Below are 26,408 nucleotides of genomic sequence, written 5' to 3'. Positions count from 1 at the left end.
CACCCCCCTCAAGTGCCGCGCCCCATCCCCCCGTTCCCCTGTTTCCCCCTACTCAGTGGTCACCGCAGGCAGCTCCCCCGTGCGAGCCGCCTGCGCGTACCAATGGGCGCTCGACTTGGGCGTACGAGCCAGGGTCGAGTAGTCGACGTACACCGCGCCGAAGCGCTTGCCGTAGCCGTAGGACCATTCGAAGTTGTCCATCAGGGACCAGAGGTAGTAGCCGCGGACGTCCGCGCCGTCGGTGATCGCGCGGCGGACGGCCGAGAGGTGGCCGTGGAGGTAGGCGATCCGCTCGGGGTCGTGGACGCGGCCGTCGGGGTCCGGCTTGTCGTCGTAGGCGGCGCCGTTCTCCGTGATGTACAGCGGGAGTCCGGGGGCCAGGCTCGTGTAGCGCATGATCAGCTCGTGGAGGCCGGTCGGGTCGATCGTCCAGCCCATCTCCGTGCGCTCGCCCGGGGTTTGGTGGAACATCACGTCCTCCGCGCCGGGCCAGGGGGAGTACGGGCTGGCGCCGTGGCCGTCCGCGCGCGGGCCGGTCGGGGCGGACCCGGCGGCTGAAACCAGTGCCGGGGTGTAGTAGTTGAGGCCCAGGGCGTCCAGGGGCTGGTGGATCAGCTGGAGGTCGCCGCCCTGGACGTAGGACCAGTCCGTGACCGATGACGTCGCCTCGAAGAGCGTCTCGGGGTACACGCCGTGCAGCATCGGCCCGTGGAAGACGCCGTTCGCCAGGTCGTCGATCCGCTGCCCGGCCGCCAGGTCCGCCGGGTCCTGCGAAACCGTCCTGACCACCGAGGAGTTGAGGCTCACCGCGATCGTGTTGCGGGCGGGCATCGCGGCGCGCAGGGCCGAAGTGCCGAGCCCGTGCGCCAGGTTGAGGTGATGGGCCGCCTTCAGCGAGGCCGCCGCGTCCGTACGGCCCGGAGCGTGCACCCCGGACCCGTACCCCAGAAAGGCGCTGCACCAGGGCTCGTTGAGGGTGATCCACTGCTCGACGCGGTCGCCGAGGGCCTCGCCGACGATCTGCGCGTACTCCGCGAAACGCAGCGCCGTGTCGCGCTCCGGCCAGCCGCCCGCGTCCTCCAGCTCCTGCGGCAGATCCCAGTGGTAGAGGGTGAGGGCCGGCTTGATGCCGTGCGCGAGCAACTCGTCCACCAGGCGGCGGTAGAAGTCGAGGCCGCGCTGGACGGCGGGGCCTCGGCCCGTGGGCTGCACCCGCGACCAGGACACCGAGAAGCGGTACGCGGTCAGGCCCAGTTCCGCCATGAGGGCCACGTCGTCGCGGTAGCGGTGGTAATGGTCGACAGCGATGTCACCGTGTTCGCCACCGGCCGTCTTCCCCGGCGTATGACTGAAGGTGTCCCAGATCGAGGGCGTACGGCCGTCCTCGCGCACCGCCCCTTCGATCTGGTACGCGGAGGTCGCGGCTCCCCAGAGGAAGGCGGGGGGAAAGGTCACAGGCTCAGGCATGGAAGCGCTCCCATAAGGGGTCGTGGAGGCCGAGGGGTAGGTGGGGGAGGTGAGCGGGGCCGAGGCGGCGATGACCCGGCCCCGTCGGGCGGAGGCGCGGCGGGTCAGCCCTTGATCGCGCCTTGCATGATCCCGCCCACGATCTGCTTGCCGAACAGGAGGAAGGCGATGAGCAGCGGCAACGTGCCGAGCAGCGCGCCCGCCATGATCACCGACTGGTCGGGGACGTAGCCGGTACCGAGGGCGTTGAGCGCGACCTGCACGGTCGGGTTCTCCTGGTTGAGGGCGATGATCGGCCACAGGAAGTCGTTCCAGGCGAACACGAAGGTCAGCAGGCCGAGCACGGCCATCGCGGGCCGCGCCGCGGGGAAGACCACGTGCCACACGATCCGCAGACTGCTCGCGCCGTCCACGCGCGCCGCCTCGATCAGCTCGGTGGGCAGCGCCTGCACCAGGTACTGCCGCATGAAGAACGTGCCGAAGGCGGTGACCAGCGTCGGCAGGATGACGGTCTGCAGCTGGTTGGACCAGCCGAGGTCGGCCATCCACAGGTACAGCGGTACGACGGCGAGCTGCGGCGGGATCATCATCGTGCCGATGGTCAGCAGCAGCAGGGCGCTGGAGAACTTGAACCGCAGCTTGGCGAAGGCGAAACCGGCCAGCGTGGAGAACAGGACCGTGCCGACGGTGATGGTGGTCGCGACCAGCGTGGTGTTGAACATCGCGGTGCCGAGAGAGGCCTCCTCCCATGCACGCTCAAGGTTCTTGAACAGATTCCCGCCGAACCACAGCGGCGGCGGCGTCTGTGCGAGCCGCTGGTCGGTGCGCGAGGCCGCGATCGCCGTCCACACCAGCGGCGCCAGCGAGACGAGAGCGAAGAGGGTCAGGACCGAATAGCTGAGCGGGCCCGCGTGCAGCTGCTTGCCCGCGCCGAGCATCCGGGGGCGCCGGAAGCCCCGGTCGCCCTTCGCCTTCGCCCCCTTCTCTTGCTCCTTCTCCTGAGTGAGGGGCACTTCGCTGGTGGTCATTGGGACTTCCTCAGGCGTCGGGAGACCAGCAGATTGATCACGGCGATGAGCAGCAGGATCAGGAACATCGACCAGGCGATCGCGGACGCCTTGCCGAGGTTGCCGACGATCCAGCCCTGGTCGTACATGTACAGACCGAGCGTCTGGTACTGGTGGTCGGAGCCGCCCTTCGAGCCGCTGACCCCGCCGAACAACAGGGGCTCGCCGAAGAGCTGCGTCGCGCCGATCGTGGAGACGACCACCGTGAACAGGATCGTCGGCCGCAGCATCGGGACCGTCACATGGCGGAACTGCTGCCAGCGCCCCGCACCGTCGAGGGCCGCCGACTCGTACAGGTCGGCGGGGATCGCCTGCATCGCCGCGAGGTAGATCAGCGCGTTGTAGCCGGTCCACCGCCAGATCACGATCGTGGACACGGCGAACTTGGAACCCCAGTCCGACTCACGCCAGTTGACGGGATCGACCCCGACGAAGTCGAGCAGCCAGTTGATCAGGCCGCCGTCCCAGGAGTACAGCAGCACGAACACCAGCGTGGCCGCCGCCACCGAGGTGGCGTACGGAGTGAGCATCACCACCCGCCACACGGTCGAGCCGCGCAGCTTGTAGTTGAGCAGGTGCGCGAGCCCGATCGCCATGATCAGCTGCGGCACGGTCGAGATCACGCCGATGAGGAGCGTGACCCACAGGGAGTTCCAGAAGAAGTCGGAGGACAACAGGTTCTGGTAGTTGTCCAGACCCGCCCAGGTCTGGTTGTCCAGGTCGGACAGCTGCACGTTGTGCAGCGAGTACCAGGCCGTGTACAGCAGCGGGACGAGCGAGAAGGCCCCGAAGAAGATGAAGAAGGGGGAGATGAACGCGTACGGCGACGCCTTCATGTCCCAGCGGTACAGCCGGCTGCGCCAGGAGCTGGGGCCTGGGGGCGGCGTACCGCGACCTTGAGCGCCCCGGGCCGCGCCCGGCTGTTCGCCGGGCGCGGCGTCGGCGCTCGCCGCGGGTTGCGCGAGAGCCTGCTTGGAGCTTGTCACTGGCCGAGCACGTCCTTGATCTCCTCGGTGGCCGCCTCCCAGCCCTCGTCCGGGGTCTTGCCCTTCTGCTCGACCTGCAGGACGCCGACGTCCGTGATGGCGGTGCCGATCGGCTGGTCCTTGATGCCGAAGATCTGCGTCGGGATGGTCTTCGCCGAGTCGGAGAAGATCTGCGCGATCGGAGCGTCCGAGAAGTACGCCGTGGTGTCGGCCTGCGGCTTCAGGTCAGCGTACGCCGACGGGGTCGAAGGGAAGCTCGCCTGCTTGGCGAAGACCTTCGCCTGCTGCTCGGGGGCGGTCAGCCACTTCGCCAGCTTGATGGCTTCCTTCTGGTTCTTGCCGGCCGTCGGGACGCCGACGAACGCGCCGCCCCAGTTGGCCGCGGTCGGCGCCGCCGCCACGTCCCACTTGCCCTTGCCGGAGTCACCGGACTTCTCCTGGATGTAGCCGATCATCCACGCCGGGCAGGCCACCGTCGCGAAGGTGCCGTTGGCGTAGCCCTGGTCCCACGGCTTGTCGAACTGCTTCAGCTTCGCCGACATGTCGCTGGTCGCCACTTCCATCGCGGCGTCCCAGGACTTCTTCACGCCGTCGGACTTGTCCCAGATGACCTCGCCGTCCTTGTCGTAGTACCGCTCGGCCTCGCCGCCGAGCGCGGCGTTGTAGACCGATGAGGCGGAGTCCACGAACTTGGTGCCCTTCGGCGCCTTCTCCATGTACTGCTTGCCGAGGTCGACGTACTTGGACCAGTCGCCCTTCCACTGCTCGGCGAGCTTGGTGCGGTCCGTCTCGAGGCCGGCCTTCTCGAAGAGGTCCTTGCGGTAGCAGACCGCCATGGGACCGATGTCGGTGCCGAGCCCGATCAGCTTGCCGTCCTTGGTGGTGGCCTGCGCGTTCTTCCAGTCCAGCCACTGGGACTTGTCGACTTCCTTGCCGAGGTCGACGAACTTGTCGCCCTGCGTCTGCACGGCTTCGGCGATGTTGCCGACCTCGATCGCCTGGATGTCGTCGGTACCGGAACCGGCTTGCAGGCGCGTGAGAGTCTTGGGCCAGTACACGTCGGTGCGGGTGGTGACGTTCTCCTTGATGGAGATGTCCGGGTTCAGCTTCATGTACTCGTCGTAGAGACCGGCCTGCTTGTAGCCGAAGACACCGAAGGTGCCGATGGTCAGCGTGGTCTTGCCGCTGCCGTCACTGCCACCGTCCGAGTTCGACGAGCCGCCGCCGGAGTCCTCTGCACAGCCGGCCAGCAGCCCGGCGCCCAGCGACGCCACGGCCGCGAGGACTACCACCTTGCGGCGGCCGGTTCGGGTACGTGCGCGCATTGTCGTCCTCCTGTTGCCCTGACGTGCCGACCCCCCGGCCAACTCTCTTGCTGGGCCCGTGTGTTCTGACTTGCGGCTCGGGCGGGGAACGTGCGGGATGTGTATGTGCCAGGTACTGTGGGAGCGCTCCCACTGATGATGTGTTGAAGGTTCGCCGCTCGATGCGGGGGTGTCAAGGGACCGGACAGCGAGATATGTCTTCAGTTATCGGGCTGTTAGCTAACAGCCGGGGAGTGATCAAGTCCGGTACGGGCGTCGGTGGAGGGGCGCCGGAAGCCGCGTACGGACCGACACTGTTAGATTCCAGGCCACACGCGGTGCGAGCCGTGTCGGACGGGAGGCAGGGGATGGTAGTCCACGGAGCGCGGGGCCGCAGCGGCAGGCGGCCGACGCTCGAGGAGGTCGCCGCGCGCGCCGGAGTGGGCCGCGGCACGGTCTCCCGCGTCATCAACGGCTCCCCCCGGGTCAGCGACGCCACGCGAGCCGCCGTCGAGGCGGCGGTCGCGGAACTCGGTTACGTCCCGAACACGGCGGCCCGCGCTCTCGCCGCGAACCGCACAGACGCGATCGCCCTCGTCGTCCCCGAGCCCGAGACCCGCTTCTTCGCGGAGCCGTACTTCTCGGACATGCTCCGGGGCGTGGGCGCGGCCCTCTCGGACACCGAGATGCAGCTCCTGCTGATCTTCGCCGGCAGTGACCGGGAGCGGCGCAGGCTGGCCCAGTACCTGGCGGCGCACCGGGTGGACGGTGTCCTGCTGGTCTCGGTCCACGCGGACGACCCGCTGCCGGATCTGCTGTCCCAGCTGGAGATCCCGGCGGTGATCAGTGGTCGCAGATCCGCGGAGGAGACGCTGCCGTCCGTCGACTCGGACAACTACGGCGGCGGCCGGGCCGCGGTGGAGCACCTGCTCGACCGGGGCTGCCGCACCGTGGCCCACATCGCGGGCCGCCTCGACGTCTTCGGCGCCCAGCGGCGCATCGACGGCTACCGCGACGCGCTGCGCGACGCGGGCAGGGAAGTCGACGAGGACCTGATCATCACCGGTGACTTCACGGAGGCGGGCGGTCGCCGCGCGATGACGGAACTGCTCGCCCGCCGCCCCGCCCTGGACGCCGTCTTCGCCGGCTCCGACGTCATGGCGGCCGGCGCCCGCCAGGTCCTGCGCGAGGTGGGCCGCCGCACACCCGACGACGTGGCCCTGGTCGGCTACGACGACTCCGCCATCGCCCGCCACATGGACCCGCCGCTGACCAGCGTCCGCCAGCCGATCGAGGACATGGGCCGCGCGATGCTCGACCTCCTGCTCGACGAGATCGCAGACCGCCGTCCGGCGGTCTCGCGGGGGCTGGACAAGCGGCAGTTGGTACTTCCCGCGACGTTGGTGGAGCGCGACTCGTCGTGAGGGGGCGCTCATCCCCCGGTACCGGCGAACGACGAAGGCCCGGCCTGTCTGTGCAGGTCGGGCCTTGATCTTTGAGGGTGAGTGACGGGACTTGAACCCGCGACATCCTGGACCACAACCAGGTGCTCTACCAGCTGAGCTACACCCACCATGACCGGCGGTTATCCGCGTGGACTTCCCGACCGGCCGAGAAAAAGTGTACAGGGTCTCGAGGGGTGCTCGCGCCCGCGTTTACGGGGCCGCCGGACATGCCCTACTGCGCAGGCAGAACGTGCTTCGCGGCGATCGTGCGGGCCGTGTCCGAGTCCGGGCCCGGGGGCGGAACGAAGATCGCCTCGCGGTAGTAGCGGAGTTCGGCGATGGATTCGCGGATGTCCGCCAGGGCGCGGTGGTTGCCGTTCTTCTCCGGGCTGTTGAAGTACGCCCGGGGATACCAGCGGCGGGCCAGCTCCTTGACGGAGGAGACGTCGACGATCCGGTAGTGGAGGTACTCCTCCAGGCTCGGCATGTCCCGCAGCAGGAAACCGCGGTCCGTGCCCACCGAGTTGCCGCACAGCGGGGCCTTGCCCGGCTCCTTCACGTGCTCCCGGACGTACGCCATGACCTGCTCCTCGGCGTCCGCCAGTGTCGTACCGGCGGCCAGCTCGGAGAGGAGACCGGAGGCGGTGTGCATGGCGCGCACCACCTCCGGCATGGTCTCCAGCGCCGTGTCGGGCGGGCGGATCACGATGTCCACCCCTTCGCCGAGCACGTTCAGCTCAGAGTCGGTGACCAGTGCGGCCACCTCGATGAGCGCGTCGTCGGACAGCGAGAGGCCGGTCATCTCGCAGTCGATCCACACCATGCGATCGTTCATATGTCTTACCGTACCTAGAGGCCGAGCGGAAGTGAGTCCTGGTGCCAGGACCACTGCTCAGCCGCGCACCCCGTACGGTGTTGGGGACGCTGGTCGCCCGCTTTCGCGCCACCTCCGGGCAGCACGCATCGCGTGTGTGTGCCGGGAAGTTGGGGGCGGGGTTCCTCACGCCTGCGGATCTCCGGTCTGGCCTGGTTGGTCCGATGCCCCGCGCGATCTCTCTGGTCGTGTGGGGGCGGTGCCGTCCGTCGCCGGATTGGATGGCCGAGGGCGCGTCGCCCGACCGCGATGCTCGCCGCATCGTGCCGGGACACCTTGCGATTCTTGCTGGTGAGGGGCCGCTGCCAGTGCTGGGCGCCCCATCGGGAGGTGTAGGCCGGGTCGACCGCGACGACGGCGATGTCCTGTTCAGCGGCCATCGAGGCCAAGCGGGTCTTGAGTTTCGCGGTGGGAAAGCGGGCCAGGAGGCGGCGGAATCGCTTGTTGTGACCGTTTCGCTCGTTGTCAGGCCCCCGCGGGATCGGCCTATTGCGTGGCCCGCTGGCTCACCCCTGCTCGCAGGAGCTTCGGTCTTGCTGCGGCAGGTGGCGGCGCCGGTGTCCTTCTCCGGCCGGGCCGTGTTCGTGGCGTGCTGGTGGGCCCGGTTGATTGTCGAGTCGACCGAGACCGTCCAGTCGATTCCGTCGATCGAGTCCGCCTGGGCGGTCAGCTGCGCCAGAACCGCGTCCCAGGTGCCGTCAGATGCCCACCCGCGATGGCGCTTCCATACCGTCTGCCAGGGCCCGAACGCTTCGCGGGGCAGATCTCCCAGGGGTCCCGGTGCGGTGCCGATAGATGATCCCTTCGATGATGCGACGGTGGTCGGCGAACGGACGCCCTGGCTTCCCTGCGTTGTGGGGAAGGCAGGGCGCCAGGCGTGCCCACTGCTCATCGGTCAGCAGACGCATGCGCCCGCTCGTGGTCACCGAGGCTGGTAGGCGGTGGCCAGCACGGAGACGGTGACCTGATCGGGCAGGAAGCCGTCATCGTTGAGGTCTGCACGGCTCACGTGGCGTGCGCTCGGCGTCATCGCTACCAGGTCCAGGGCATCCAGCCTGGTCAGGGTCGCGCAGTACTCCACCTGTTCGGTGACGGCGGCCTCGAAGAAGGGGGCCAGCGTCCGGTGTAGGCGCTGTTCCTTGGCCGGGTCGATCGTGACCATCGCAGGTAACCGGCCGCGCAGCTCGCCCAGGTGCCGCCCGGTGGGACGGACCACGATAAGCCGACCGGTCGGGCGCAGCACCCGGTGGAACTCGGCCGGGTTGCGCGGGGCGAACACGTCCAGCACGACATCGGCCACCCCGTCGGCAAGAGGGAAGGGACGGAAGACGTCCCAGGCCACCGCGGCGGCTCGGTCGTGGGCGCGGGCTGCCGAGCGCAGCGCGCGCACCGATGTGTCCAGGCCCAGACCGCGGGCGCCGGGCAACTGGTCGAGTACTCCGGCCAGGTAGTAGCCCGTGCCACATCCCACGTCCACAACCGTGGCCTGCTCAGACACGGCGTCGGCCGCCAGGCGGGCCCCAACTGTGCGGATGGGCACGTAGGTGCCGGTGGCCAGGAATCGGTCCCGGGCCTGGACCATCGCTGTGTCGTCGCCGCTGGTGGCGCGGGTGCCCGCCAGCAGGCTGGCGTAGCCGTGGCGGGCGATGTCGAAGGTGTGGCCCACCGGGCAGCGCAGTGCGCCGCGGTCGGGGTGCAGATGGCGTGTGCGGCACGTTGGGCAGCACAGCAGGTCGAGGGACAGTTCGAGGGCAGGGGGAAGCGACACGGGCACGAGGCACTCCTGGCAAGGGTGAAGGGAAGAGACCGTGCCTGCACGCGCGCTCAGACCGTCACTGCCTCAGGAAGGAATGGGCAGCGTTGGAACGTGGTTCACGCAGCAGGCACACCAAGGAGGGCGACGCCGTCCGGCATCGCCCTCAACGTCTTCCGATCACAGGAAGCAGCAGTGCGGGGTGCTCATGAATGCCACGTCATGAGTCTACGAGCATTGGCGAAGCCCCGCATGCCCCACCGGAGTTGGGAGACACGACCCAGCGTGCACCACGACCGGCCAGCGGTACCGCTCCGAGGTCGCTAAACCGCTTGTGCCCGGGGCGGGCGGCAGCCACTCGACGGCGCCGCGCCCGCCCCGCTACGGCCTTATGTCCCTACGGCGCGCTCCGCTGCCCCGGCAGGCTCGGCCGGCCGTTGGCGTACATCTCGTTGCCGCTCTTGCCCGGCTCCGTGGACAGGGACGCCGTCGGGCCCACCGCGTGGGCGGCGGCCGTGCGGCGGGTCTGCTGGGGGACCGGGGCGGACTCCTGCAAGGGCTGCGGCGGTGGCGGTTCCTCCGCGTCCGAGGGCTTGTCGGACTGCGGGCGCCGGGCGCGGTAGGCGGCCCGGTACGCGGCGGGGGACGAGCCGAGCTGCCGGCGGAAGTGACCGCGCAGGGCCACCGGGGAGCGGAAGCCGCAGCGGCCCGCCACCTCGTCCACCGAGTAGTCGGACGTCTCGAGGAGCCGCTGCGCCTGGAGCACCCGCTGGGTGATCAGCCACTGCAGCGGAGCGCTCCCAGTGAGCGAGCGGAACCGGCGGTCGAACGTACGACGGCTCATGTACGCGCGGGCCGCCAGCGTCTCCACGTCGAACTGCTCGTGGAGATGCTCCAGCGCCCAGGCGACGACCTCCGCGAGCGGGTCGGCGCCGATCTCCTCTGGTAAAGACCGATCGAGGTAGCGCTCCTGACCGCCACTGCGCCGGGGCGGGACCACCAGACGGCGGGCCAGCGCTCCGGCTGCTTCGTTTCCGTGGTCCGTCCGCACGATGTGCAGACAGAGGTCGATGCCCGCCGCCGTACCCGCCGATGTCAGTACGTCGCCGTCGTCCACGAACAGTTCGCGGGGATCGACGTGGACGGACGGATAGCGCTTGGCCAGCGTCGGTGCGTACATCCAGTGGGTGGTCGCCGGCCGGCCGTCCAGCAGCCCTGCCGCGGCGAGTACGAAGGCGCCGGTGCACAGCCCGACTATGCGGGCGCCCTCCTCGTGGGCCCGGCGCAGTGCGTCGAGCGCCTCCTCCGGCGGCGGCGAGGTGATCGACCGCCAGGCAGGCACGACTACGGTGCCCGCCCTGGATATCGCCTCCAGCCCCTGCGGCGCGGTGAGTTCGAGTCCCCCTGTGGTCCGCAGGGGCCCCTCCTCCCCGGCGCAGACAAGCAGCCTGTAGCGCGGCACGCCGGCGTCCTGGCGGTCAATCCCGAACACCGACAATGGAATGGAACTCTCGAAGATGGGGCCGCCGCTGAACAGCAGCACCGCGACGATCTCCTTGCGGCGTCGCCCGGAAAGTTTCCGGGCCGCGGCTTCCGGCGCGGCAGTGGAGTCGTGGCTCATACTGCTAAGCCCCCCTCGGTGGTCGCGGCTCCTCGGTTGTGTCGCTCCTGCACGTTTCCCCTCGGTCCTGCACGAGTCCCCCGCCGTAAGACAGCATGATCGAATCTACTGTGTCCCGTGGTACCTACGTGACCAGTTCAGCACTCGGCAGATTGTCGACATGGCAACTTGGCGTGAAGCATTCGATCACGAAGCGTTGCACTCGTGGGCCGTACAGGGAAGTGCGCCTCGCCTCCGTGGCCGGTCCCCGTAGGGTGCGACGCCCCTTGGTGCCCCTTTCGGTGCAGGTGGAACGGGGCGTGGAGACCCCTTCGGCCAAGGAATGCGCAGGAGCCGGAAGTTGGCTGAAAAGCACCGGGCGTGTGAGCGGAAACCGGTCAGTCGACCGGCGCGTTTTCTGAGGCCCTCCGGCCCCCTCTGTGCGCTCCTGTACCGCCCCTGACGCGCCGTCGGCGACTCGCAGCCCGTTTCCCGTCCGGTTTCTCGCTCACCGGGCCCGCAGCGAACCGCTCGGACCGCCTCAGCAGGGCCCGGCACACCGCCGTCACGGCCGCCAGCCCGAGGGCCGCGCCGGCCGCGCCCGCCAGGGAGGTTCCGTACGCGACGAGCACCACGGGGACCAGTACGCAGCTGAAGGCCGCCCAGCGCACCACATCGCTCACGGAGTCGCCGACGGAGTCCTGCGCGGCGGGCTTCCCGGAGGAGGGCTGGGGTGCGGACACGGTGGGCCTCCCTGGAGCGGTGGCTTGGGCCTCCATGGAGCGGTGGCTTACGGGAGTTCAACGCCTGTTCGACCGGCCGGTCACGGAATCCGTCCCGTAGCGGCAGGCGCCGGGTCAAACCGAGCGGTCGTAGCACACGGTGCAGCGGCAACGGACCGATCAACTGCCGTACCAGGACGATCGAAACCCTGTGCAAAGAGCCTGTACGTGGCAGCAACCATTGCGTTGCGGGTGCCCTCTCGTGCATGCTCCCTGGAACCCTCCCGCGGCCGTCGCGGGATCTGGGCAGAGGAGGCGTGCCGCCGTACCCTTGGGGGTATGGGGTTGGGAAGATGATTCCCGGACACAGCTCCGTAGCACCTGTCGTCCCACCCATGAGGATCCAAACGCCGAGACAGCCATGGCCGGTCAAGAATTCTTCGATCCCGCGGACCGCAAGCGCCCCGTCGTCGATCCCACGGCGTCCGAGCCCTTTGCGGCGGAAGAGACACGTCAGTCCTGTGACCCCGCGTTCAAACACGGCGTCGTCGTCGGTTTCGACGGCTCGACGTCCAGTGAGCGCGCCCTCGCCTATGCGATCGGGATGGCACACCGCTCCGGCTCCGGCCTGATCATCGTGCACGTCGCCAACCGGCTGCCGACCACGGTGTGGGCGGGCTGTGAACCCCCGGTCTTCGTTGACGTCCCGGACCACCGCACCGAGGTGCTCGGGCTGGAACTCGCCTGCGCGGACTATCTCGCCGAGGTGTCCTGGATCCTCGTCGAGCGCGGCGGCGACATCTGCCACGAGCTCGAGGAGGTCGGGCGGGAGTACGAGGCGGACGCGATCGTCGTCGGCTCCACGCACGGCATCGTCGGGCGGATCTTCGGCTCGGTCGCGGGGCGGCTCGCGAAGCGGGCGCAGCGCCCTGTCATCGTCATCCCGTGACGCGTCTTCGTCCCCGTTGCTCCAGGCGTCGTCCCAGGTGAGGCGAGGCGCGGCCGGGTGTCGGCGCGCTCGTGACGCGGCATAAACCTACTCGCGCGTAGAGGTGGTTTGTGCCCTTGTGAAGGGTACATACCGGTCGCTGGGGCGACACGGTCCCGGCGTAGGGCATCACGCAAGCGCTCCTGTACGAAAGGGGGCCCGCCGTGAACAACGACGTCACTGCGGGAAGCACCATCACCACCCTCGGTCATCTCGCCCTCGGTGTCACTCTGCTGTTCTTCGGTCTCGGTCACACCGAAGTGATCGACGGCGTGACGGCGGCCGACGCCGTGGGCCTCGCCACGTACGTAGGCGGTATCGCGCTCTTCATCGCGGGCCTGCTCGCGTTCCGCGACCGTGACATCGTCACCGGCACGGCCTTCGCGGGGTTCGGAGCCCTGTGGTTCGCCTGGGGTGCGATGGCGGGCGACTGGGGAGTCACCGCCGGTAGCGCGTTGTCGGACAACGCCGCAGGGCTCTTCTTCCTGCTGTTCGCTCTCGTCGCGCTGAGCCTGACCCTCGGGGCGGCGGCCCGCGGACCGCTCGCACAGGGCGCCTACGGGCTGTTCTTCGTCGCGCTTGTGCTTCTCGCCATCTCGAACTTCGCGGACAACGAAGCGCTCGGCAAGGTCGGCGGCTGGTTCGCCGTGGCAGGCGGTGCCGTGGCCTGGTACGCCGCGACGGCGTTCCTGGCCCACTGGCCCGCCGCACTCCCACGACGCGCTGCCGGCCGGAGGATGACGGCTCCCGGCTGAGGCAGCCACGAGCCGAGGTAATGGGCGACCTCGGCTCCCGCAGGAACGGTCCCCTGTGTGCTGGTGGCACACACAGGGGACCGTTCGCGCAGGTTCGGGGACTACTCCACCGTGACCGACTTCGCGAGGTTCCTGGGCTTGTCGATGTCCCGGCCCAGGGCCAACGCCGTGTGGTAGGCGAGGAGTTGGAGCGGGATGCCCATCAGGATCGGGTCCAGTTCGTCCTCGTTCTTCGGGACGACGATCGTCTGGTCGGCCTTCTCCTGCTCCTGGTGGGCCACCGCGAGGATCTTGCCGCTGCGGGCCTTGATCTCCTCCAGGGCGGCGCGGTTCTTCTCGAGCAGGTCGTCGTCGGGGACGATGGCCACGGTGGGCATGGCCGGCTCGATCAGAGCCAGCGGGCCGTGCTTCAGCTCGGATGCCGGGTAGGCCTCGGCGTGGATGTACGAGACCTCCTTGAGCTTCAGCGAGGCCTCGCGGGCCACCGGATAGCCGCGTACGCGACCGATGAAGAGCATCGAGCGGGCTTCGGCGTACTGCTCGGCCGTCTTCTTGATCGCGTCCTCCTGCTCGAGGATCTCGGAGATCTGGCCGGGCAGTTTGCGCAGGCCCTCGATGATCCGCTTGCCGTCCCGGACCGACAGGTCACGGGTGCGGCCCAGGTGCAGCGCGAGCAGTGCGAAGGCGACCGTGGTGTTGGTGAAGCACTTCGTGGAGACGACGCACACCTCGGGGCCCGCGTGCACGTACATGCCACCGTCGGCCTCACGGGCGATGGCGCTGCCCACCACGTTCACGATGCCCAGCACCCGCGCGCCCTTGCGCTTCAGCTCCTGCACGGCGGCCAGTACGTCGTACGTCTCACCGGACTGCGAGACCGCGACGTACAGTGTGTCGGGGTCGACGACCGCGTTGCGGTAGCGGAACTCGGAGGCCGGCTCGGCGTCCGCGGGGATACGGGCCATCTCCTCGATCATCTGGGCGCCGATCATGCCCGCGTGGTACGAGGTGCCGCAGCCGAGGATCTTCACGCGGCGGATCTTGCGCGCCGCGCGTGCGTCCAGATTCAGGCCACCCAGGTGCACGGTGGAGAACCGGTCGTCGATGCGGCCGCGCAGGCACCGGTCCACGGCGTCGGCCTGCTCGGAGATCTCCTTGTGCATGTACGTGTCGTGGCCGCCCATGTCGTACGAGGCCGCCTCCCACTCCACGGTGGTCGGCTCGGCCGTCGTACGGGTGCCCTCGGTGGTGTACGTACGGAAGTCGTCGGCTTTCAGCGTGGCCATCTCGCCGTCGTCGAGGGTGACGATCTGGCGGGTGTGGGCGACCAGGGCGGCGATGTCCGAGGCGACGAACATCTCCTTCTCGCCGATGCCGAGGACGACCGGGGAGCCGTTGCGGGCCACCACGATGCGGTCGGGGAAGTCGGCGTGCATGACGGCGATGCCGTACGTGCCCTCGATGACACGCAGCGTGTCGCGGACCTTGTCCTCCAGCTTCACGGCCTGCGAGCGGGCGATGAGATGCGTGAGGACCTCGGTGTCCGTCTCGGAGAGGAACTCGATTCCGTCCGCCTCCAGCTTCTTGCGCAGGTCGGAGGCGTTGTCGATGATGCCGTTGTGGACGACGGCGACCTTGCCCTCGGCATCCAGATGCGGGTGCGCGTTGACGTCGGAGGGTGCGCCGTGCGTGGCCCAGCGGGTGTGGGCGATGCCGGTGGTGCCCTTGAAGCGGGCCGGAATCTTCGCCTCCAGGTCGCGCACCCGGCCCTTGGCCTTGACCATCTTGAGGCCGGCCGTCTTCGGGCTGGTCACGACGATGCCGGCGGAGTCGTAGCCGCGGTACTCCAGGCGCTGCAGGCCTTCGAGCAGCAGCGGCGCCACGTCACGCTTGCCGATGTATCCGACGATTCCACACATACAGAAGGCCCCTAGCCCTAGACGATCTAGCCATAGACGATGCGGCGCAGCTGTCTGAGCGTGAGCTCGGGCGGTGCGACCGCGCGGTACTTCAGGTCTGCCGCGATCCGTTCGAAGATCGCCGCGTTCACCAGGCCCTGAACCTGGAGCTCGCGATGGCGGCGACGGACGTATTCCTCGGTCGTCTCGTCGAAGTAGGCGAGCACGTCCTGGATCACCCGCAGTGCTTCGCCCCGACTCAGGGCGGTGGAGCGCGTCAGATGATCAACGAGTTCGTCGTGCACTCGATGATCCTGAATGATGGGGCGAGTGATCGCAAGAAATCTGCCCGATATCGGGCAGTACTGTGGCGGAACTGTCTCAAAGAACCTGCACTGACCGCAAAAGATCTATGTCAGGCCGGAGGTCGTCTCAGAGGCGCTTCAGGATGGCCTGCTTGGCCAATGTGAACTCCTCGTCCGTGAGGATGCCCGACTTGTGTAGTTCGCCTAGTTCGCGCAGGCGGCGCAGGAGGGCGTCGTGGTCGGGCTCGGTGGGCGGCTCGGCGTCCTGGGCCGGGGAGTTGGACGGTGTGGGCACCCTGTCCTCCGGGGACGCCGCCGACGGGTGCGGCAGGCGAGCCTGTACCGCCGCCGCGACCAGTGCCATCAGCGGGTCCTTCTTGAAGCCCCACAGCTCAACGGAGTTCGGGTCGTACTTCGGCGGGGCCTTGGTCGGGGCGTTGCGGACGGTGAAGCGGAGACAGCCGTTCTCCAGGCCGACGGCCGGGTGCCACTCCACGGACTGGATGTCCGCGAGGTAGAGCGTGCGGGGACCGGCCGCCGCCTTGGCCTCCTCCGTCTTCCAGTTCCAGTCCAGCCGTACGCGCTCCCCGTCGAAGCTCGCGGTGCCGTCCCCGGCGGACACCGACAGCGGCACGGACGGGCCCGGCAGCAGATAGCGGTCGACGGCGGTGGCCGGTACCTGGTCCAGCAGCAGCGCGTTGCGGATCTCGTCCACGAAGTACTCGGCGACGCCGTAGCGGTCGGAGTCGACGGCGAGCTGATACGGGTCGTTCGGCTCGGCGAGCTTGCCGCCGGTCGCCTGCAGCAGGGGGTCCGCGCCCTCCCGCAGCCGGAGCTTCAACCGCCCGGACTTCTTGCCCTGCTCGAAGGAGATTCCCGCCAACGCGCCCAGCGGGACCGTCAGTTCACCCAGCGTCTTGCGCAGCAGGCTCACGCTCTTGTCACGCCCCGGAGTCAGATGCAGGGCATCGCCGTCGAAGGTCCAAGTACCGTCCTTTTGGATGATTTCCGCCATACGGCAATTCTGTACGACGGCGGGCGCCCCCCGGGACCGTACTTGGGGGCGCCCGCCTGCTTGTGGGGCTGCTGCTACAGCCCTGCTATGGGGTTCTTCAGGTTGCCGACGAGCTGGAGCGCTCCGGCCGGGTCGGCGAGGTCGACCATCTGCTTGTTGTTGCGCAGTTGCAGCCGGTTGAGGCACGACAGCGCGAACTCAGGCGCGAACATGTCGTACTGCCGGAACTTGTCGGCCAGTTCGGGCGCGGATGCCTGATAGTCGCGTACGCAGTCGGCGACCGTCCGCCAGAAGTCGCTCTCCTCGATGACGCCCTCCTCGGCGAGGTTCGCGGCCAGGAAGCGGAAGAAGCAGTCGAAGACGTCCGTGAGGATCGACAGGAGCTTCTTGTCCTCGGGTACCTCGACGCGGATCCGCTCGACCACCGGCGGCAGCACCGCGTCCGGGTCCATCACCGCGATCTCCTCGGCGATGTCCTTGTAGATCACGCGCTGTACGACGCCGTCCTGCAGGACGAGGATGACGTTCTCGCCGTGCGGCATGAAGACGAGGTCGTACGCGTAGAAGCTGTGCAGCAGCGGCGTGAGGTAGGCGTGCAGATAGCGGCGCAGCCACTCCGCCGGCGCGAGGCCCGAGCGCTCGATCAGCGCCGCCGCGACGGACGCGCCCTCGTGGTCGACGTGGACGAGGGAGGCCATGGTGGCGAGTTGCTCGCCCTCGCGGAGGGAGGGGACCGGGCTTTCGCGCCACAGGGCGGCGAGCATCTTGCGGTACGGGGAGTAGCGGTCGGTGGCGGCCTCGTACTCCAGGTGCCGATAGCCGACGGCCGCGCGCTCGCGGATGACGGACAGGCCGGTGGACTTCAGCACCGGGTCGTTCTCGACGAGTTGGGCCAGCCAGTCGTTGATGGCCGGCGTCGCCTCCATGTACGCGGCGGAAAGACCGCGCATGAAGCCCATGTTGATCACCGACAGGGCGGTCTTCACATAGTGCTTCTCCGGGGCGCTCTTGTTGAAGAACGTCCGGATCGACTGCTGGGCCAGATACTCGTCGTCTCCCTCACCCAGGCACACCAGGTGCTGCTGGGCGACTTCGGCCGCGAAGGTCACGGAGAGTTTGTTCCACCACTGCCAGGGGTGGACCGGGATGAGGAGGTAGTCCTCCGGGTCGAGGCCCTTTTCGGTCAAGGTGACGGAGAACCGCTTCAGCGTCTCGTCCCCGAGCTCGGACCGCAGCAGGGACTCGTAGTCCAGGCCCACGCCCGCCGTGAACGCCGCCCGCGAGCGGTGCGCCGCCAGCCAGATCAGCCGTACGGGGCTCGCGGTCTCAGGGGCGTACGAGAGGTACTCGTGGACCCCGAAGCCCAGCCGCCCGTTGTTGGCGACGAAGCAGGGGTGGCCCTCGGTCATCCCCGTCTCGATCTCCTGGAAGCCGCTCCTGGCGAGTTCGGCGGAGGTGAGCTGCTGCTTGGTGAGCTTGTAGCAGGTGCCGGAGACGGTGGAGGAGATCTCCTCCAGATAGACCGGCAGCACCTCGTCGCTCAGGCCCAGCGCACCCTTCAGCTCGATGAAGAACTCCAGGGCGTGCAGGGGGAGTTCCTTGCCGTCGCGGTGCCGGGTGATCGACTCGGCGTCGACCTGCCAGTGGTCGAGGGCGCGACGGGCGGCGGTGAAGCGGTAGCGGGTGAGGCCGTCGTCGCTGCGTACGACATACGAGCCGTCGTCGGCGGCCTCAGGCGTGAGGAGCCGCTCGTGCGCAAACTCGGCGAGGGCCTTGCGGATGAGGAGGCGGTTGGCGCGCGCCCAGCGTTCGGGGGTCAGGTGCGCCACGGCGTCGGACAGATGCGGTCCGGTTGCGGTGTCGGTGGTCAGGGTCATATCGCCACTCCTCGCGAAGCCAGGAACTGTGCCCGAGTGCAGAACGACAGCAACGCGCGCTTCTCCGGCTTCTGGATCTCACGTACGGGCACAAAGCCGACGGCCTTGTTCAGCGCGTGCACCGCCGTGTTCGTCACTTCCGGTTCGACGACGACCCGCCGGGTGCGCGGGTCCGCGAACAGGGACTCCATCACCGCGGTGATCACGGCCCGGGTGAACCCGTGCACGGGGGTGTCCGTCGGCGCCACCAGGAAGTGCATGCCGACGTCGCCGGGCTCGGGCTCGTACAGGCCGGCCAGTTCGACGTACCGCGGGTCGTAGCGCTCCATCAGGAACGCCGGCTCGCCGTCGTGCAGCCCGATGAACGCGTCATGGTGCTCATGGGCGGCGATCCGCATGTACTCGCGCTCCACGTCCTGGAGCCGGGCGCCCTGCATCATCCAGTAGGCCGCCTTGGGGTGGGTGACCCAGGAGTGCAGCAGCTCGGCGTCGGAGAGCGGGTCGAGGGGGCGCAGCGAGAGCGCCCCGATGGTGGTGGTGCTCATGCGGCGAACTCCTGGAACGCGATGGTCTTCTCCACGGGGTAGTACTCGGTGCCGAGCAGCTCGCGGATGATGTACGCGTTGCGGTACGCGCCCATGCCGAGGTCCGGCGACGTGATCGAGTGCGTGTGCACACCCGCGTTCTGCAGGAAGATGCCGCGCCCGGTCGTGTCGATGGCGTAGTTGCGGGCCACGTCGTAGTTGCCGTGCTCGTCGTAGAGGATCCGGTCCCGTACGGGCTTCAGGAACTCCGGCTCCGCGTACCTGTAGCCGGTCGCCAGGATCAGGCCCTCGGAGTGCAGCTCGTAGTCCTTCTCCTGCTCCTCCTGACGCAGGCCGAGGATGTACGTGCCGTTCTCATGACTCGCGCTGTTCAGCGAGGAGTTGGTGAGCAGCCGGGTGGGGACCGGACCGCCGAGGTTCTTCCGGTAGAGCAGATCGAAGATTTCGTTGATCAGCTCACCGTCGATGCCCTTGAAAAGGCCCTTCTGCTCGGACTGGAGCCGGTAGCGGGTCCGCTCCGGCAGCGCGTGGAAGTAGTCGATGTACTCCGGGGAGGTCATCTCCAGCGTGAGCTTGGTGTATTCGAGCGGGAAGAACCGCGGCGAGCGCGTGACCCAGTTCAGCCGGTAGCCGTGGACGTCGATCTCACTCAGCAGGTCGTAGTAGATCTCCGCGGCGGACTGCCCACTGCCGACCAGGGTGATCGAATTCTTCGCCTGGAGCTCCTGCTTGTGCTGCTGGTAGCGGGAGTTGTGGATGAAGTCCCCGCCGAGACCCTGACAGGCCTCGGGGATGTACGGCGGCGTTCCCGTGCCGAGCACGAGGTGGCGGGCGCGGTAGGTCTCGCCGGCTTCCGTCCGTACGACATAGACGTGATCGGCGTACGTGACCTCGGTGACCGTCGTGTTGAAGCAGATGCTGGAGAGCTGCGCGGCGGCCCAGCGGCAGTAGTCGTCGTACTCGACGCGCAGCGGATAGAAGTTCTCGCGGATGTAGAACGCGTACAGACGCCCGGAGGACTTCAGGTAGTTGAGGAAGGAGTACGGGGATGTCGGGTCGGCCAGGGTGACCAGGTCCGACATGAACGGCGTCTGGAGGTGCGCGCCCTCCAGGAACATCCCGGAGTGCCACTCGAAGTCCGGCTTGGACTCCAGGAAGATGCCGTCGAGTTCGGTGATCGGCTCGGTGAGACAGGCGAGGCCGAGATTGAAGGGGCCGAGGCCGATCCCGATGAAGTCGTAGGTCTTCTCGGGGGGTTCAGGAAGCGCGGTCAAGGGACTCTCCCAGGTACTGCTCGGCGTGGCCGGCTATCAGACCGAGTACGGCGGCGATGTCGTCCGTCGTGGTCTCGGGGTTGAGCAGGGTGAACTTCAGGTAGTGGCGGCCGGCGACCTTGGTGCCCGCGACGACCGCGTCACCGGAGGCGAACAGGGCCTTGCGGGCGTACAGGTTGGCGCGGTCGATCTCGGCCGGGTCGGTGTCGGACGCCGGGATGTAGCGGAAGACGAGGGTGGACAGCGACGGCTGAACCACCACGTCGAAGCGCGGGTCTGCGGCGAGCAACTCCCAGCCTTCTGCGGCCAGTTCACATACCTCGTCGAAGAGCTCGCCGATGCCGTCGGCGCCCATCACCCGCAGCGTCATCCACAGTTTGAGCGCGTCGAAGCGGCGGGTGGTCTGCAGGGACTTGTCGACCTGGTTGGGGATGCGCTCCTGCACCATGCGGCGCGGGTTGAGGTACTCCGCGTGATACGTGGCATGCCGCAGCGTGGCCGCGTCCCGGACCAGCACGGCGGATGAACTCACCGGCTGGAAGAAGGACTTGTGGTAGTCCACGGTGACGGAGTCGGCGCGCTCGATGCCGTCGATGAGGTGGCGGTTCTTGAGGGACGTGAGCAGCCCGCAGCCGTACGCCGCGTCGACGTGCAGCCAGGCGCCGAACTGCTCGCACAGCTCGGCGATCTCGGGCAGCGGGTCGATGGAGCCGAAGTCGGTGGTGCCCGCGGTGGCGACGACGGCCATCGGGACCAGCCCGTCGCGGCGGCAGCGCTCCAGCTCATGGGCGAGCGCGACGGTCTGCAGCCGCTTGTCGTGGCCGACGGGGATGGAGACCACGGAGTCCTCACCGAGCCCGAGGAGTTTCGCCGACTTCTTGACGCTGAAGTGGCTCACCTCGGAGGCGAAGACGCGCAGATTGGCGTACGAGGCCGGCTCTTCCCACCCTGCCCGCCCTGGCTTGGCCTCCTCGCGCGCCAGCAGCAGCGCCTGGAGGTTGGACTGGGTGCCGCCGGACGTGAACACGCCGTCGGCGGCCGGGCCGAGGCCGATGCGTTCGGTGGTCCAGTCGATGAGCCGGCGCTCGATGAGGGTGCCGCCGGCCGACTGGTCCCAGGTGTCGAGCGAGGAGTTGACGGCTGAGAGGACCGCCTCGCCGACGACGGCGGGGATCACGACCGGGCAGTTGAGATGCGCGAGATAGCGCGGGTGGTGGAAGTAGATCGCGTCGCGCAGATAGAGCTCTTCGAGCTCGTCCAGGGCCGCGGTGGTGTCGCGCAGCGGCCGGTCGAGGTCGATCCTGTCGATGCTCGGCGCGAGGGTGTCGACGGTGACGCCGGTGAACGGACGGTCGGTGGTGGCGAGTTTGGCCGCCACCCGCTCGATTCCTTCGGTCACGGAGCGGCGGTACCGCTCCGCGGTCGTGTCATTGAGCAGGTGCGAGCGCATGGGGGGTGTTTCCTCCGGGGCGGGAGCGGATGGGGTGGGGAGAGCGGTGTCCTTGAGAGTGCGTGGGGCGCCTTACTTAGGTAAGGCTAACCTAATTTCTCGAGCCTCGCTGGCCCCTCATGTCCCTTTAGTTGCGCGTTTGCTTGCCTTTGGTGGCTGTGCGTGTTGGATGAATCACCCTCCCTGTCACTCTGCTTGCGCGCGCAGTTGCTCCTCGGTCAGCCCGCGCCGCCAGTAACCGACGAACGTGACCTGTTGACGGTCGATCCCGCGCTCCCGCACGAGGTGCCGGCGCAGCTCCTTCACTTGGCCCGACTCGCCCGCGATCCAGGCGTACGGGCTGTCTGCGGACGGGAGTTGGGCGGCTCGGATCGCGTCGTGGGCCATGGAGGGCCCCTCGTCGCGTACGAGCCAGGTGATGTCGGCGTCGGCGGGGTTGATGAGTTCGAGACGGTCGCCTGCGTGCGGGACTTCCAGCCAGGCGGCCGCCCTGGTCCCGGCCGGCAGGGACTCCAGGATGGCTGCGGCGGCGGGCAGGGCGGTCTCGTCCGCCCAGAGGACGATCAGGTCGGTGTCGGCGGGTGGGCGGAAACGGATCGCTGTGTTGTCGGCTACGGCGGGGCCCAGCAGCACGACTCGGTCACCGGGCTCGGCGCCGGCGGCCCAGCGGGAGGCCGGGCCGGCCGGGGTGGCGGCGTCGGGTTCCGTGCCGTGCAGCACGAAGTCGATGTCGATCTCGTCGGGGGTGCGCCTGAGGGCGCGGAGGGTGTACGAGCGCATGGTCGCGCGTACGTCTTCGGGGGTGTCGATCCAGGCCTGGCGCCAGCCCTCGCCGTACTCCATCGGCATGACGGGGTGCTCCTGGCCGGGGCGCGGAAGGAAGAGGGAGAGGCTCTGGTCGAGGCCGTTGGAGGCGAAGGCCTTGAGGTCTTGGCCCGCGAAGGTGACTCGGACGAGGGAGGGGCTGAGCCGCCTCGTCCGGACGACCTGGAGGGAGAAGAAGCGGTACGGGGTGGCTGTGGCCGTTGCCATGCGGGCTCCTGAGTTTCGTCAGGGGGTGGGGGGTTGTTGTTGTTCCCGGGCTGCGGGTGAGTTGTGGCTTTCGCGCAGTTCCCCGCGCCCCTGAAGGGGCGCTGCTGCCGGCGACCGCCCTGAAAGGGAGCCGGGCCAGGCGCCGCAGGCAGAGGGGCCGGGGGCGCCCCGTTAGGGGCGCGGGGCTGTGTCAATATGCGGCTCGGCCGCGTGGGCGCGAGCAACCACGACGAAACCGCGCACCCGCTCAACCGCCGGAGGCACCCGCGGGGAACTGCGCGACCAGTCACGACCGGCCTGCTGTTTTCGAACCCGCTCAGCTGACCTTCTTGGCCTTCTCGATCGCCTCGGCAAGGTTCTCCAGAAGCGGCGCGCACTTGTCGTAGGACAAGATCGGCTCCGGGTCACGAGCGATGACCTGCCCAGCCTTCACCGCAGGCAACTGCTTCCACGTGCCCTCGGTGATGTCGGCGGGCTGGATCGCCGAGGAGCGGTTGTCCATCAAGATGAGGTCCGCGTCGTACTTGTCGACGTTCTCCCAGCTCAGGTTCTCGAACCAGCCGCCGCTGGCCTTCAGCACGTCGGCGGGGGGCTCGACGAAGTTCACGCCGAGTGCCTTGTAGTACTCCAGGTCGACGGAGAGGTTCGAGGTGGAGACGTAGAAGATGTCCTGGCTCGCGGAGCCGGCCAGCACCTTGATGCCGGGGTTGGCCTTGACGGCGGCGCGCACCTTGGCGGAGGCGTCCTCGAAGCGCTTCTTGGCGGCGGTCACCTTGGCGGCCTTGACGTCGGCGCCCAGTGACTCGGCGAGCGCCATCATGCGCTGCAGCGGCTCGGTCAGCCGACGGTCGTAGACGGAGATGCCGACGCTCGGGGCAAGGGCGGCGATCTTGTCCTTGGACTCCTCGGGGACGTACCAGAGCGTGCCCGCGTCGTCGAACATGGTGGTGATCAGCACGTCGGGCGCCAGGGTCGCGTACTTCTCGACGTTGAACTGGCCGAACTCGTTGCCGAGAATGGTCACTTTGTTGATGTCGAGGTCGCCGGCCTGGACGTCGGCCTTGCCGTCCTTGGTCTTGGTGGGGCCGAAGACGCCCTTGACCTCGATGCCGTAGTCGTGGAGGGCTGCGGCGACGCCGGTGAACGCGACGATGTTCGCCGGGACCTTGTCGGTCTTGGCGGTCTCGCCGCGGTCGTCCTTGAAGCTCCAGGGGCCGGACTTGGCGGCCTCCTTGGAGTCGGCCGAGCCACCGCTTTGCGCGTCGTCGTCGCCGCAGGCCGCGAGGACGGCGCCGAGGCCGAGGGCGCCGCCCGCGGCGAGAATGCCGCGGCGGGTGAGGTGGGCGGAACGGGCGTTGAACATGGTGGTGACTGCTTTCGCACAGGGCGGATCGCCCACGGGACAATTTCCAAGGAAGGTTAGCCTAACCTCACAAACTGTCCAGTGGGGGGGGTGACGAGGAGCGGGCAGAGGGTCAACCCGAGAGCGCCCAACTCCGGTGCCGCCGACAGGGGTTGCGCGCGGGTGGGGTTTTCTCGCCGGTTGCGGACACAGGCCCCCGGGCCGAAACGGTGAACCTGAAACCCCGCAAACTCACCCTGACCAGCTAGTCAGCACCTCCCGCGCAGCAGGGGAAGCTCAACCGTCGTCCGGAAGGGCTTCCCCAGGCCGCACAACGGCGCTTCCGTCTCACCAAAGAGCTCCTGGAAAGTGCCTGCTCAGCCGGTCGATCAGAAGGCATGTCGGACAAGGGGGGACGGCACATCCCGGGAGCGGTGGTACCGCAGGTCCAGGTGGTTGCCCCTCTGGCGGTATGGCTGTGACACAGGAGACACTTCCCTGGCCAGTGACACCGACGACCATGCTCGGCGTACGGCCCGACCCGTCCGCATTCCGGAACGCAGCAGCAGAACGCAGGACATTGATCGGGCGTGCGGCGTGGCCACGTCCTTGTGCTGTGATGTGGAGTGGGGGAGCCGATGGGTTCGCTGATTTGTGACGCGGCAGCTCAGAGGGCCGTGTCGCGTGGAGCAACCGGATGCGGGGGCCGCCGAGTTGGTCGCCCGCCCGGAGGGGGCGCGGGGACGTTCTGCAGCGGTCGGCAACGACTACTTCGGTGCCCACGGGGACCACCGCCTGAACGCGTGCACCCTGCCCGGACCGACCTTCTCCGACTGTGCGCGATCCGAGGACTACACAGGTGAAATTCACACGCATTGTCATAACAGGCGGAGCCGGGTTCCTCGGGTCCCACCTCTGCGACTACTTCCTGGCCGCCGGCGCGGAGGTCGTATGCCTGGACAACTTCAGCTCCGGCCGGAAGGAAAACCTGAAGTCGTCTGCGGCTTCAGGGCGACTGACGGTCGAAGTGACCGACGTTGCGGACGGCTGCGATGTCCCGGGCCCGGTCGACGCAGTGCTGCATCTCGCTTCGCCGGCGTCCCCGACGGACTATCTGAGCATGCCGTTGGCCACCATGAAGGCAGGTTCTTCAGGCACCTTCCACGCACTGGATCTGGCCCACCGCAAAGGCGCCCGCTTCGTGCTGGCATCGACCAGTGAGACGTACGGAAACCCACAGGTGCATCCGCAGCCGGAGACCTACTGGGGCAATGTCAATCCGGTTGGCCCGCGCAGTGTGTACGACGAGTCGAAGCGCTTCTCGGAAGCCCTGACCATGGCTTGTCACAGGAGCCAGGGCCTCGACACCGCCATCGTCCGCATCTTCAACACTTTCGGACCACGCATGCGTAAGGACGACGGCAGAGCGATACCCACCTTCATCACCCAGGCACTGGCCGGGAAACCCATCACTGTTGCGGGCTCCGGCACCCAGTCCCGCTCCCTCTGCTACGTGCACGACCTTGTCGCGGGCGTCGTCCGGATGCTCCATTCGAACCTCGCCGGCCCCGTCAATCTGGGCAACCCCGAGGAACTGACCGTCCTGCAGATCGCCGAGCTGGTCAGAGAGCTCACGGGATCCAGCTCGCCCATAGTCTTCGTGGATCGCCCCACGGACGATCCCGACGTTCGCTGCCCGGACACCACACTCGCCAACCGGCGACTCGACTGGGCACCTCGATTCTCTGTCATCGACGGCTTGAAGCAGACCATTGCCTGGTTCCGGGAGAACGAACAGGCTCCGCTGGAGCAGCCCAGCGGCCAGACAGCCTTTTCCACCACGGACGTTGGGGACATCGGACCACTGTCCGGCGCCACCGAGACCAACTCGGAACCCACGTGCGGCACGCCCTGACGGCCAGGGCATGCCACCTCCGCGGCGCCGATGCACGGCTCAACGACCATTCAGCCGCGAAGCGCTCCGTCCTCGAAGCCCTGGCAGGACTTCGAGGACGTCACACAGGGGGCTGACGACATCGGCCTCCATGAGGCCGCGGACCGCCGTCCGGTTACCGCTTGCGATCACCCCAAGACTGGCGCTTGCGGCGACGGAGGCGGCGGACATTGCCGCGGGGCCTCTTCGCGCGGGCCCGCGGTGACTTTTCGGCACGGAGCCAGTAGCGGACGAGCATGATCAGTCCGTCCTGGACGCTCGGCAGGAGCAGCACCACCACGCCGTCCAGCAGTCCGTCCACGGCCTCGACACCAGTCAGGACGAACAGCGCCCTGATGGCGACCCCGGCAATCCAGCCGATGTCGAAACGGGTCAACATCCGGCTGATGCGGCCGCGCAGGGCACGGGCACGCACAGCGATCTTGGCGAGCATGTTCTCGGGTTCCCTTCCGTGAGGAGTTGGAAGGGAGGCGCCTCCCGGGAATCAACGTGCCAAACAGTTGCCGGGAATTGCCGGGAAGGATCGTCGAGCTGCGGGAGAAAGCGCCGAGTCCCGGCTGCCGCACCGCCGATGTCCGGCGACCTTCCACGACGGCCGGACCGCTTGGCCGCGTCCGCGCCGCCGGCATGACCGCCTGCCCAGCGCACTTGCGCTCCTCAGCGATGACCGCGTCGTGGGTCTCGTTGAGACGTCAGGTGGGAGCCGAACGTGCCGTAGTGGCTGGTCACGGCTTTCTCCACCGGGCGGAATGCAG

At 68.3% G+C, this 26,408-nt stretch carries 22 protein-coding genes, 1 tRNA gene and 2 pseudogenes; 4 read left to right on the top strand and 21 right to left on the bottom strand.

The annotated features are described in order from the left end of the window. Positions 1-48: 48 nt before the first annotated feature. From ABD357_RS40615 to ABD357_RS40600, 4 genes are all read right to left on the bottom strand, one after another. Positions 49-1,467, bottom strand: a complete 1,419-nt coding sequence (locus ABD357_RS40615; RefSeq protein WP_344396465.1) for a GH1 family beta-glucosidase — start codon at positions 1,465-1,467, stop codon at positions 49-51. A gap of 104 nt (positions 1,468-1,571) precedes the next feature. Next, entirely contained in the window at positions 1,572-2,405 is an 834-nt protein-coding gene (locus ABD357_RS40610) for a carbohydrate ABC transporter permease (protein WP_344396476.1), read from the bottom strand. Positions 2,406-2,491: 86 nt separating this feature from the next. Then, entirely contained in the window at positions 2,492-3,520 is a 1,029-nt protein-coding gene (locus tag ABD357_RS40605; protein ID WP_344396463.1) for a carbohydrate ABC transporter permease, read from the bottom strand. Then, entirely contained in the window at positions 3,517-4,845 is a 1,329-nt protein-coding gene (locus ABD357_RS40600) for an ABC transporter substrate-binding protein (protein ID WP_344396462.1), read from the bottom strand. Before ABD357_RS40600 ends, ABD357_RS40605 begins: the two co-directional genes overlap by 4 nt. 347 nt (positions 4,846-5,192) lie before the next feature. On the opposite strand from ABD357_RS40600, the gene ABD357_RS40595 reads away from it, so the two are divergent. Beyond that, positions 5,193-6,248, top strand: a complete 1,056-nt coding sequence (locus tag ABD357_RS40595; protein ID WP_344396461.1) for a LacI family DNA-binding transcriptional regulator — start codon at positions 5,193-5,195, stop codon at positions 6,246-6,248. Between the two features lie 76 nt (positions 6,249-6,324). On the opposite strand, the gene ABD357_RS40590 is transcribed toward ABD357_RS40595, so the two are convergent. From ABD357_RS40590 to ABD357_RS40560, 7 genes and pseudogenes are all read right to left on the bottom strand, one after another. Further along, positions 6,325-6,397, bottom strand: a tRNA-His gene (locus ABD357_RS40590). A gap of 104 nt (positions 6,398-6,501) precedes the next feature. Beyond that, positions 6,502-7,104, bottom strand: coding sequence for an oligoribonuclease (gene orn, locus ABD357_RS40585; RefSeq protein ID WP_344396460.1), 603 nt, complete (start codon positions 7,102-7,104; stop codon positions 6,502-6,504). Between the two features lie 14 nt (positions 7,105-7,118). After that, positions 7,119-7,604, bottom strand: a pseudogene (locus ABD357_RS40580) (IS200/IS605 family accessory protein TnpB-related protein); the annotation flags it as partial. Beyond that, positions 7,604-8,069, bottom strand: a pseudogene (locus tag ABD357_RS40575) (IS5 family transposase); the annotation flags it as partial. The pseudogenes ABD357_RS40575 and ABD357_RS40580, both read right to left, overlap by 1 nt. After that, positions 8,066-8,917, bottom strand: coding sequence for a methyltransferase domain-containing protein (locus ABD357_RS40570; RefSeq protein WP_344396459.1), 852 nt, complete (start codon positions 8,915-8,917; stop codon positions 8,066-8,068). The pseudogene ABD357_RS40575 and the gene ABD357_RS40570, both read right to left, overlap by 4 nt. Positions 8,918-9,293: 376 nt before the next feature. Continuing rightward, complete coding sequence (locus ABD357_RS40565) at positions 9,294-10,517, bottom strand: helix-turn-helix domain-containing protein (RefSeq protein WP_344396458.1); 1,224 nt, start codon at positions 10,515-10,517, stop codon at positions 9,294-9,296. Between the two features lie 377 nt (positions 10,518-10,894). Beyond that, the gene (locus ABD357_RS40560) at positions 10,895-11,239 is read right to left on the bottom strand and encodes a hypothetical protein (RefSeq protein WP_344396457.1); all 345 of its coding nucleotides are present in this window, start codon (positions 11,237-11,239) and stop codon (positions 10,895-10,897) included. A 400-nt stretch (positions 11,240-11,639) separates the two neighbouring features. Between ABD357_RS40560 and ABD357_RS40555 the strand changes: the two genes are divergently transcribed. Together ABD357_RS40555 and ABD357_RS40550 are read left to right on the top strand one after the other, a co-directional pair. Next, entirely contained in the window at positions 11,640-12,167 is a 528-nt protein-coding gene (locus ABD357_RS40555) for a universal stress protein (protein WP_344396456.1), read from the top strand. 203 nt (positions 12,168-12,370) lie between these two features. Continuing rightward, a complete protein-coding gene (locus ABD357_RS40550) occupies positions 12,371-12,961 on the top strand; it encodes a GPR1/FUN34/YaaH family transporter (protein WP_344396455.1) in 591 nt (196 codons plus the stop codon). 101 nt (positions 12,962-13,062) lie between these two features. Here ABD357_RS40550 and glmS read toward each other — a convergent pair whose 3' ends face one another. The 9 genes from glmS to ABD357_RS40505 form a co-directional block, all read right to left on the bottom strand. Then, positions 13,063-14,880: a glutamine--fructose-6-phosphate transaminase (isomerizing) gene (gene glmS, locus ABD357_RS40545; protein ID WP_344396454.1), complete on the bottom strand. Its 1,818-nt coding sequence runs from the start codon at positions 14,878-14,880 to the stop codon at positions 13,063-13,065. Positions 14,881-14,906: 26 nt separating this feature from the next. Beyond that, positions 14,907-15,164 (bottom strand): hypothetical protein, encoded by a 258-nt coding sequence (locus ABD357_RS40540; protein ID WP_328771391.1) that lies wholly within the window; start codon positions 15,162-15,164, stop codon positions 14,907-14,909. A gap of 127 nt (positions 15,165-15,291) precedes the next feature. Then, positions 15,292-16,179 carry a DUF4429 domain-containing protein gene (locus ABD357_RS40535; RefSeq protein ID WP_344396453.1) on the bottom strand — a complete coding sequence of 296 codons (888 nt, stop codon included), beginning with the start codon at positions 16,177-16,179 and terminating at the stop codon, positions 15,292-15,294. Positions 16,180-16,253: 74 nt separating this feature from the next. Continuing rightward, a complete protein-coding gene (locus ABD357_RS40530; protein ID WP_344396452.1) occupies positions 16,254-18,056 on the bottom strand; it encodes an IucA/IucC family protein in 1,803 nt (600 codons plus the stop codon). After that, entirely contained in the window at positions 18,053-18,601 is a 549-nt protein-coding gene (locus ABD357_RS40525; protein WP_344396451.1) for a GNAT family N-acetyltransferase, read from the bottom strand. The genes ABD357_RS40530 and ABD357_RS40525 overlap by 4 nt, the downstream gene beginning before the upstream one ends. Beyond that, positions 18,598-19,875, bottom strand: coding sequence for a lysine N(6)-hydroxylase/L-ornithine N(5)-oxygenase family protein (locus tag ABD357_RS40520; RefSeq protein WP_344396450.1), 1,278 nt, complete (start codon positions 19,873-19,875; stop codon positions 18,598-18,600). The genes ABD357_RS40525 and ABD357_RS40520 overlap by 4 nt, the downstream gene beginning before the upstream one ends. After that, positions 19,859-21,325: a lysine decarboxylase DesA gene (desA, locus tag ABD357_RS40515; RefSeq protein ID WP_344396449.1), complete on the bottom strand. Its 1,467-nt coding sequence runs from the start codon at positions 21,323-21,325 to the stop codon at positions 19,859-19,861. Before desA ends, ABD357_RS40520 begins: the two co-directional genes overlap by 17 nt. 186 nt (positions 21,326-21,511) lie before the next feature. After that, positions 21,512-22,357, bottom strand: a complete 846-nt coding sequence (locus tag ABD357_RS40510) for a siderophore-interacting protein (protein ID WP_344396448.1) — start codon at positions 22,355-22,357, stop codon at positions 21,512-21,514. A gap of 316 nt (positions 22,358-22,673) precedes the next feature. Beyond that, the gene (locus tag ABD357_RS40505; RefSeq protein WP_344396447.1) at positions 22,674-23,720 is read right to left on the bottom strand and encodes an ABC transporter substrate-binding protein; all 1,047 of its coding nucleotides are present in this window, start codon (positions 23,718-23,720) and stop codon (positions 22,674-22,676) included. An 838-nt stretch (positions 23,721-24,558) separates the two neighbouring features. On the opposite strand from ABD357_RS40505, the gene ABD357_RS40500 reads away from it, so the two are divergent. After that, entirely contained in the window at positions 24,559-25,614 is a 1,056-nt protein-coding gene (locus ABD357_RS40500; protein WP_344396446.1) for a UDP-glucuronic acid decarboxylase family protein, read from the top strand. Positions 25,615-25,768: 154 nt separating this feature from the next. Here ABD357_RS40500 and ABD357_RS40495 read toward each other — a convergent pair whose 3' ends face one another. Beyond that, positions 25,769-26,086, bottom strand: a complete 318-nt coding sequence (locus tag ABD357_RS40495) for a hypothetical protein (RefSeq protein ID WP_344396445.1) — start codon at positions 26,084-26,086, stop codon at positions 25,769-25,771. Positions 26,087-26,408 lie beyond the last annotated feature (322 nt).

The sequence above is a fragment of the Streptomyces vastus genome (assembly GCF_039532825.1).
Lineage (GTDB): Bacteria > Actinomycetota > Actinomycetes > Streptomycetales > Streptomycetaceae > Streptomyces > Streptomyces vastus.
The sequence above is the reverse complement of the archived record's forward strand: the minus strand, read 5'-3'. Positions and strand labels throughout refer to the sequence as shown.

Bases quoted from the DNA above. Each gene is read 5' to 3' on its own strand.
- ABD357_RS40615 (WP_344396465.1), bottom strand. From the start codon at position 1,467: ATGCCTGAGCCTGTGACCTTTCCCCCCGCCTTCCTCTGGGGAGCCGCG.
- ABD357_RS40610 (WP_344396476.1), bottom strand. From the start codon at position 2,405: ATGCTCGGCGCGGGCAAGCAGCTGCACGCGGGCCCGCTCAGCTATTCG.
- ABD357_RS40600 (WP_344396462.1), bottom strand. From the start codon at position 4,845: ATGCGCGCACGTACCCGAACCGGCCGCCGCAAGGTGGTAGTCCTCGCG.
- ABD357_RS40595 (WP_344396461.1), top strand. From the start codon at position 5,193: ATGGTAGTCCACGGAGCGCGGGGCCGCAGCGGCAGGCGGCCGACGCTC.
- orn (WP_344396460.1), bottom strand. From the start codon at position 7,104: ATGAACGATCGCATGGTGTGGATCGACTGCGAGATGACCGGCCTCTCG.
- ABD357_RS40565 (WP_344396458.1), bottom strand. From the start codon at position 10,517: ATGAGCCACGACTCCACTGCCGCGCCGGAAGCCGCGGCCCGGAAACTT.
- ABD357_RS40555 (WP_344396456.1), top strand. From the start codon at position 11,640: ATGGCCGGTCAAGAATTCTTCGATCCCGCGGACCGCAAGCGCCCCGTC.
- glmS (WP_344396454.1), bottom strand. From the start codon at position 14,880: ATGTGTGGAATCGTCGGATACATCGGCAAGCGTGACGTGGCGCCGCTG.
- ABD357_RS40535 (WP_344396453.1), bottom strand. From the start codon at position 16,179: ATGGCGGAAATCATCCAAAAGGACGGTACTTGGACCTTCGACGGCGAT.
- ABD357_RS40530 (WP_344396452.1), bottom strand. From the start codon at position 18,056: ATGACCCTGACCACCGACACCGCAACCGGACCGCATCTGTCCGACGCC.
- ABD357_RS40525 (WP_344396451.1), bottom strand. From the start codon at position 18,601: ATGAGCACCACCACCATCGGGGCGCTCTCGCTGCGCCCCCTCGACCCG.
- desA (WP_344396449.1), bottom strand. From the start codon at position 21,325: ATGCGCTCGCACCTGCTCAATGACACGACCGCGGAGCGGTACCGCCGC.
- ABD357_RS40510 (WP_344396448.1), bottom strand. From the start codon at position 22,357: ATGGCAACGGCCACAGCCACCCCGTACCGCTTCTTCTCCCTCCAGGTC.
- ABD357_RS40505 (WP_344396447.1), bottom strand. From the start codon at position 23,720: ATGTTCAACGCCCGTTCCGCCCACCTCACCCGCCGCGGCATTCTCGCC.
- ABD357_RS40495 (WP_344396445.1), bottom strand. From the start codon at position 26,086: ATGCTCGCCAAGATCGCTGTGCGTGCCCGTGCCCTGCGCGGCCGCATC.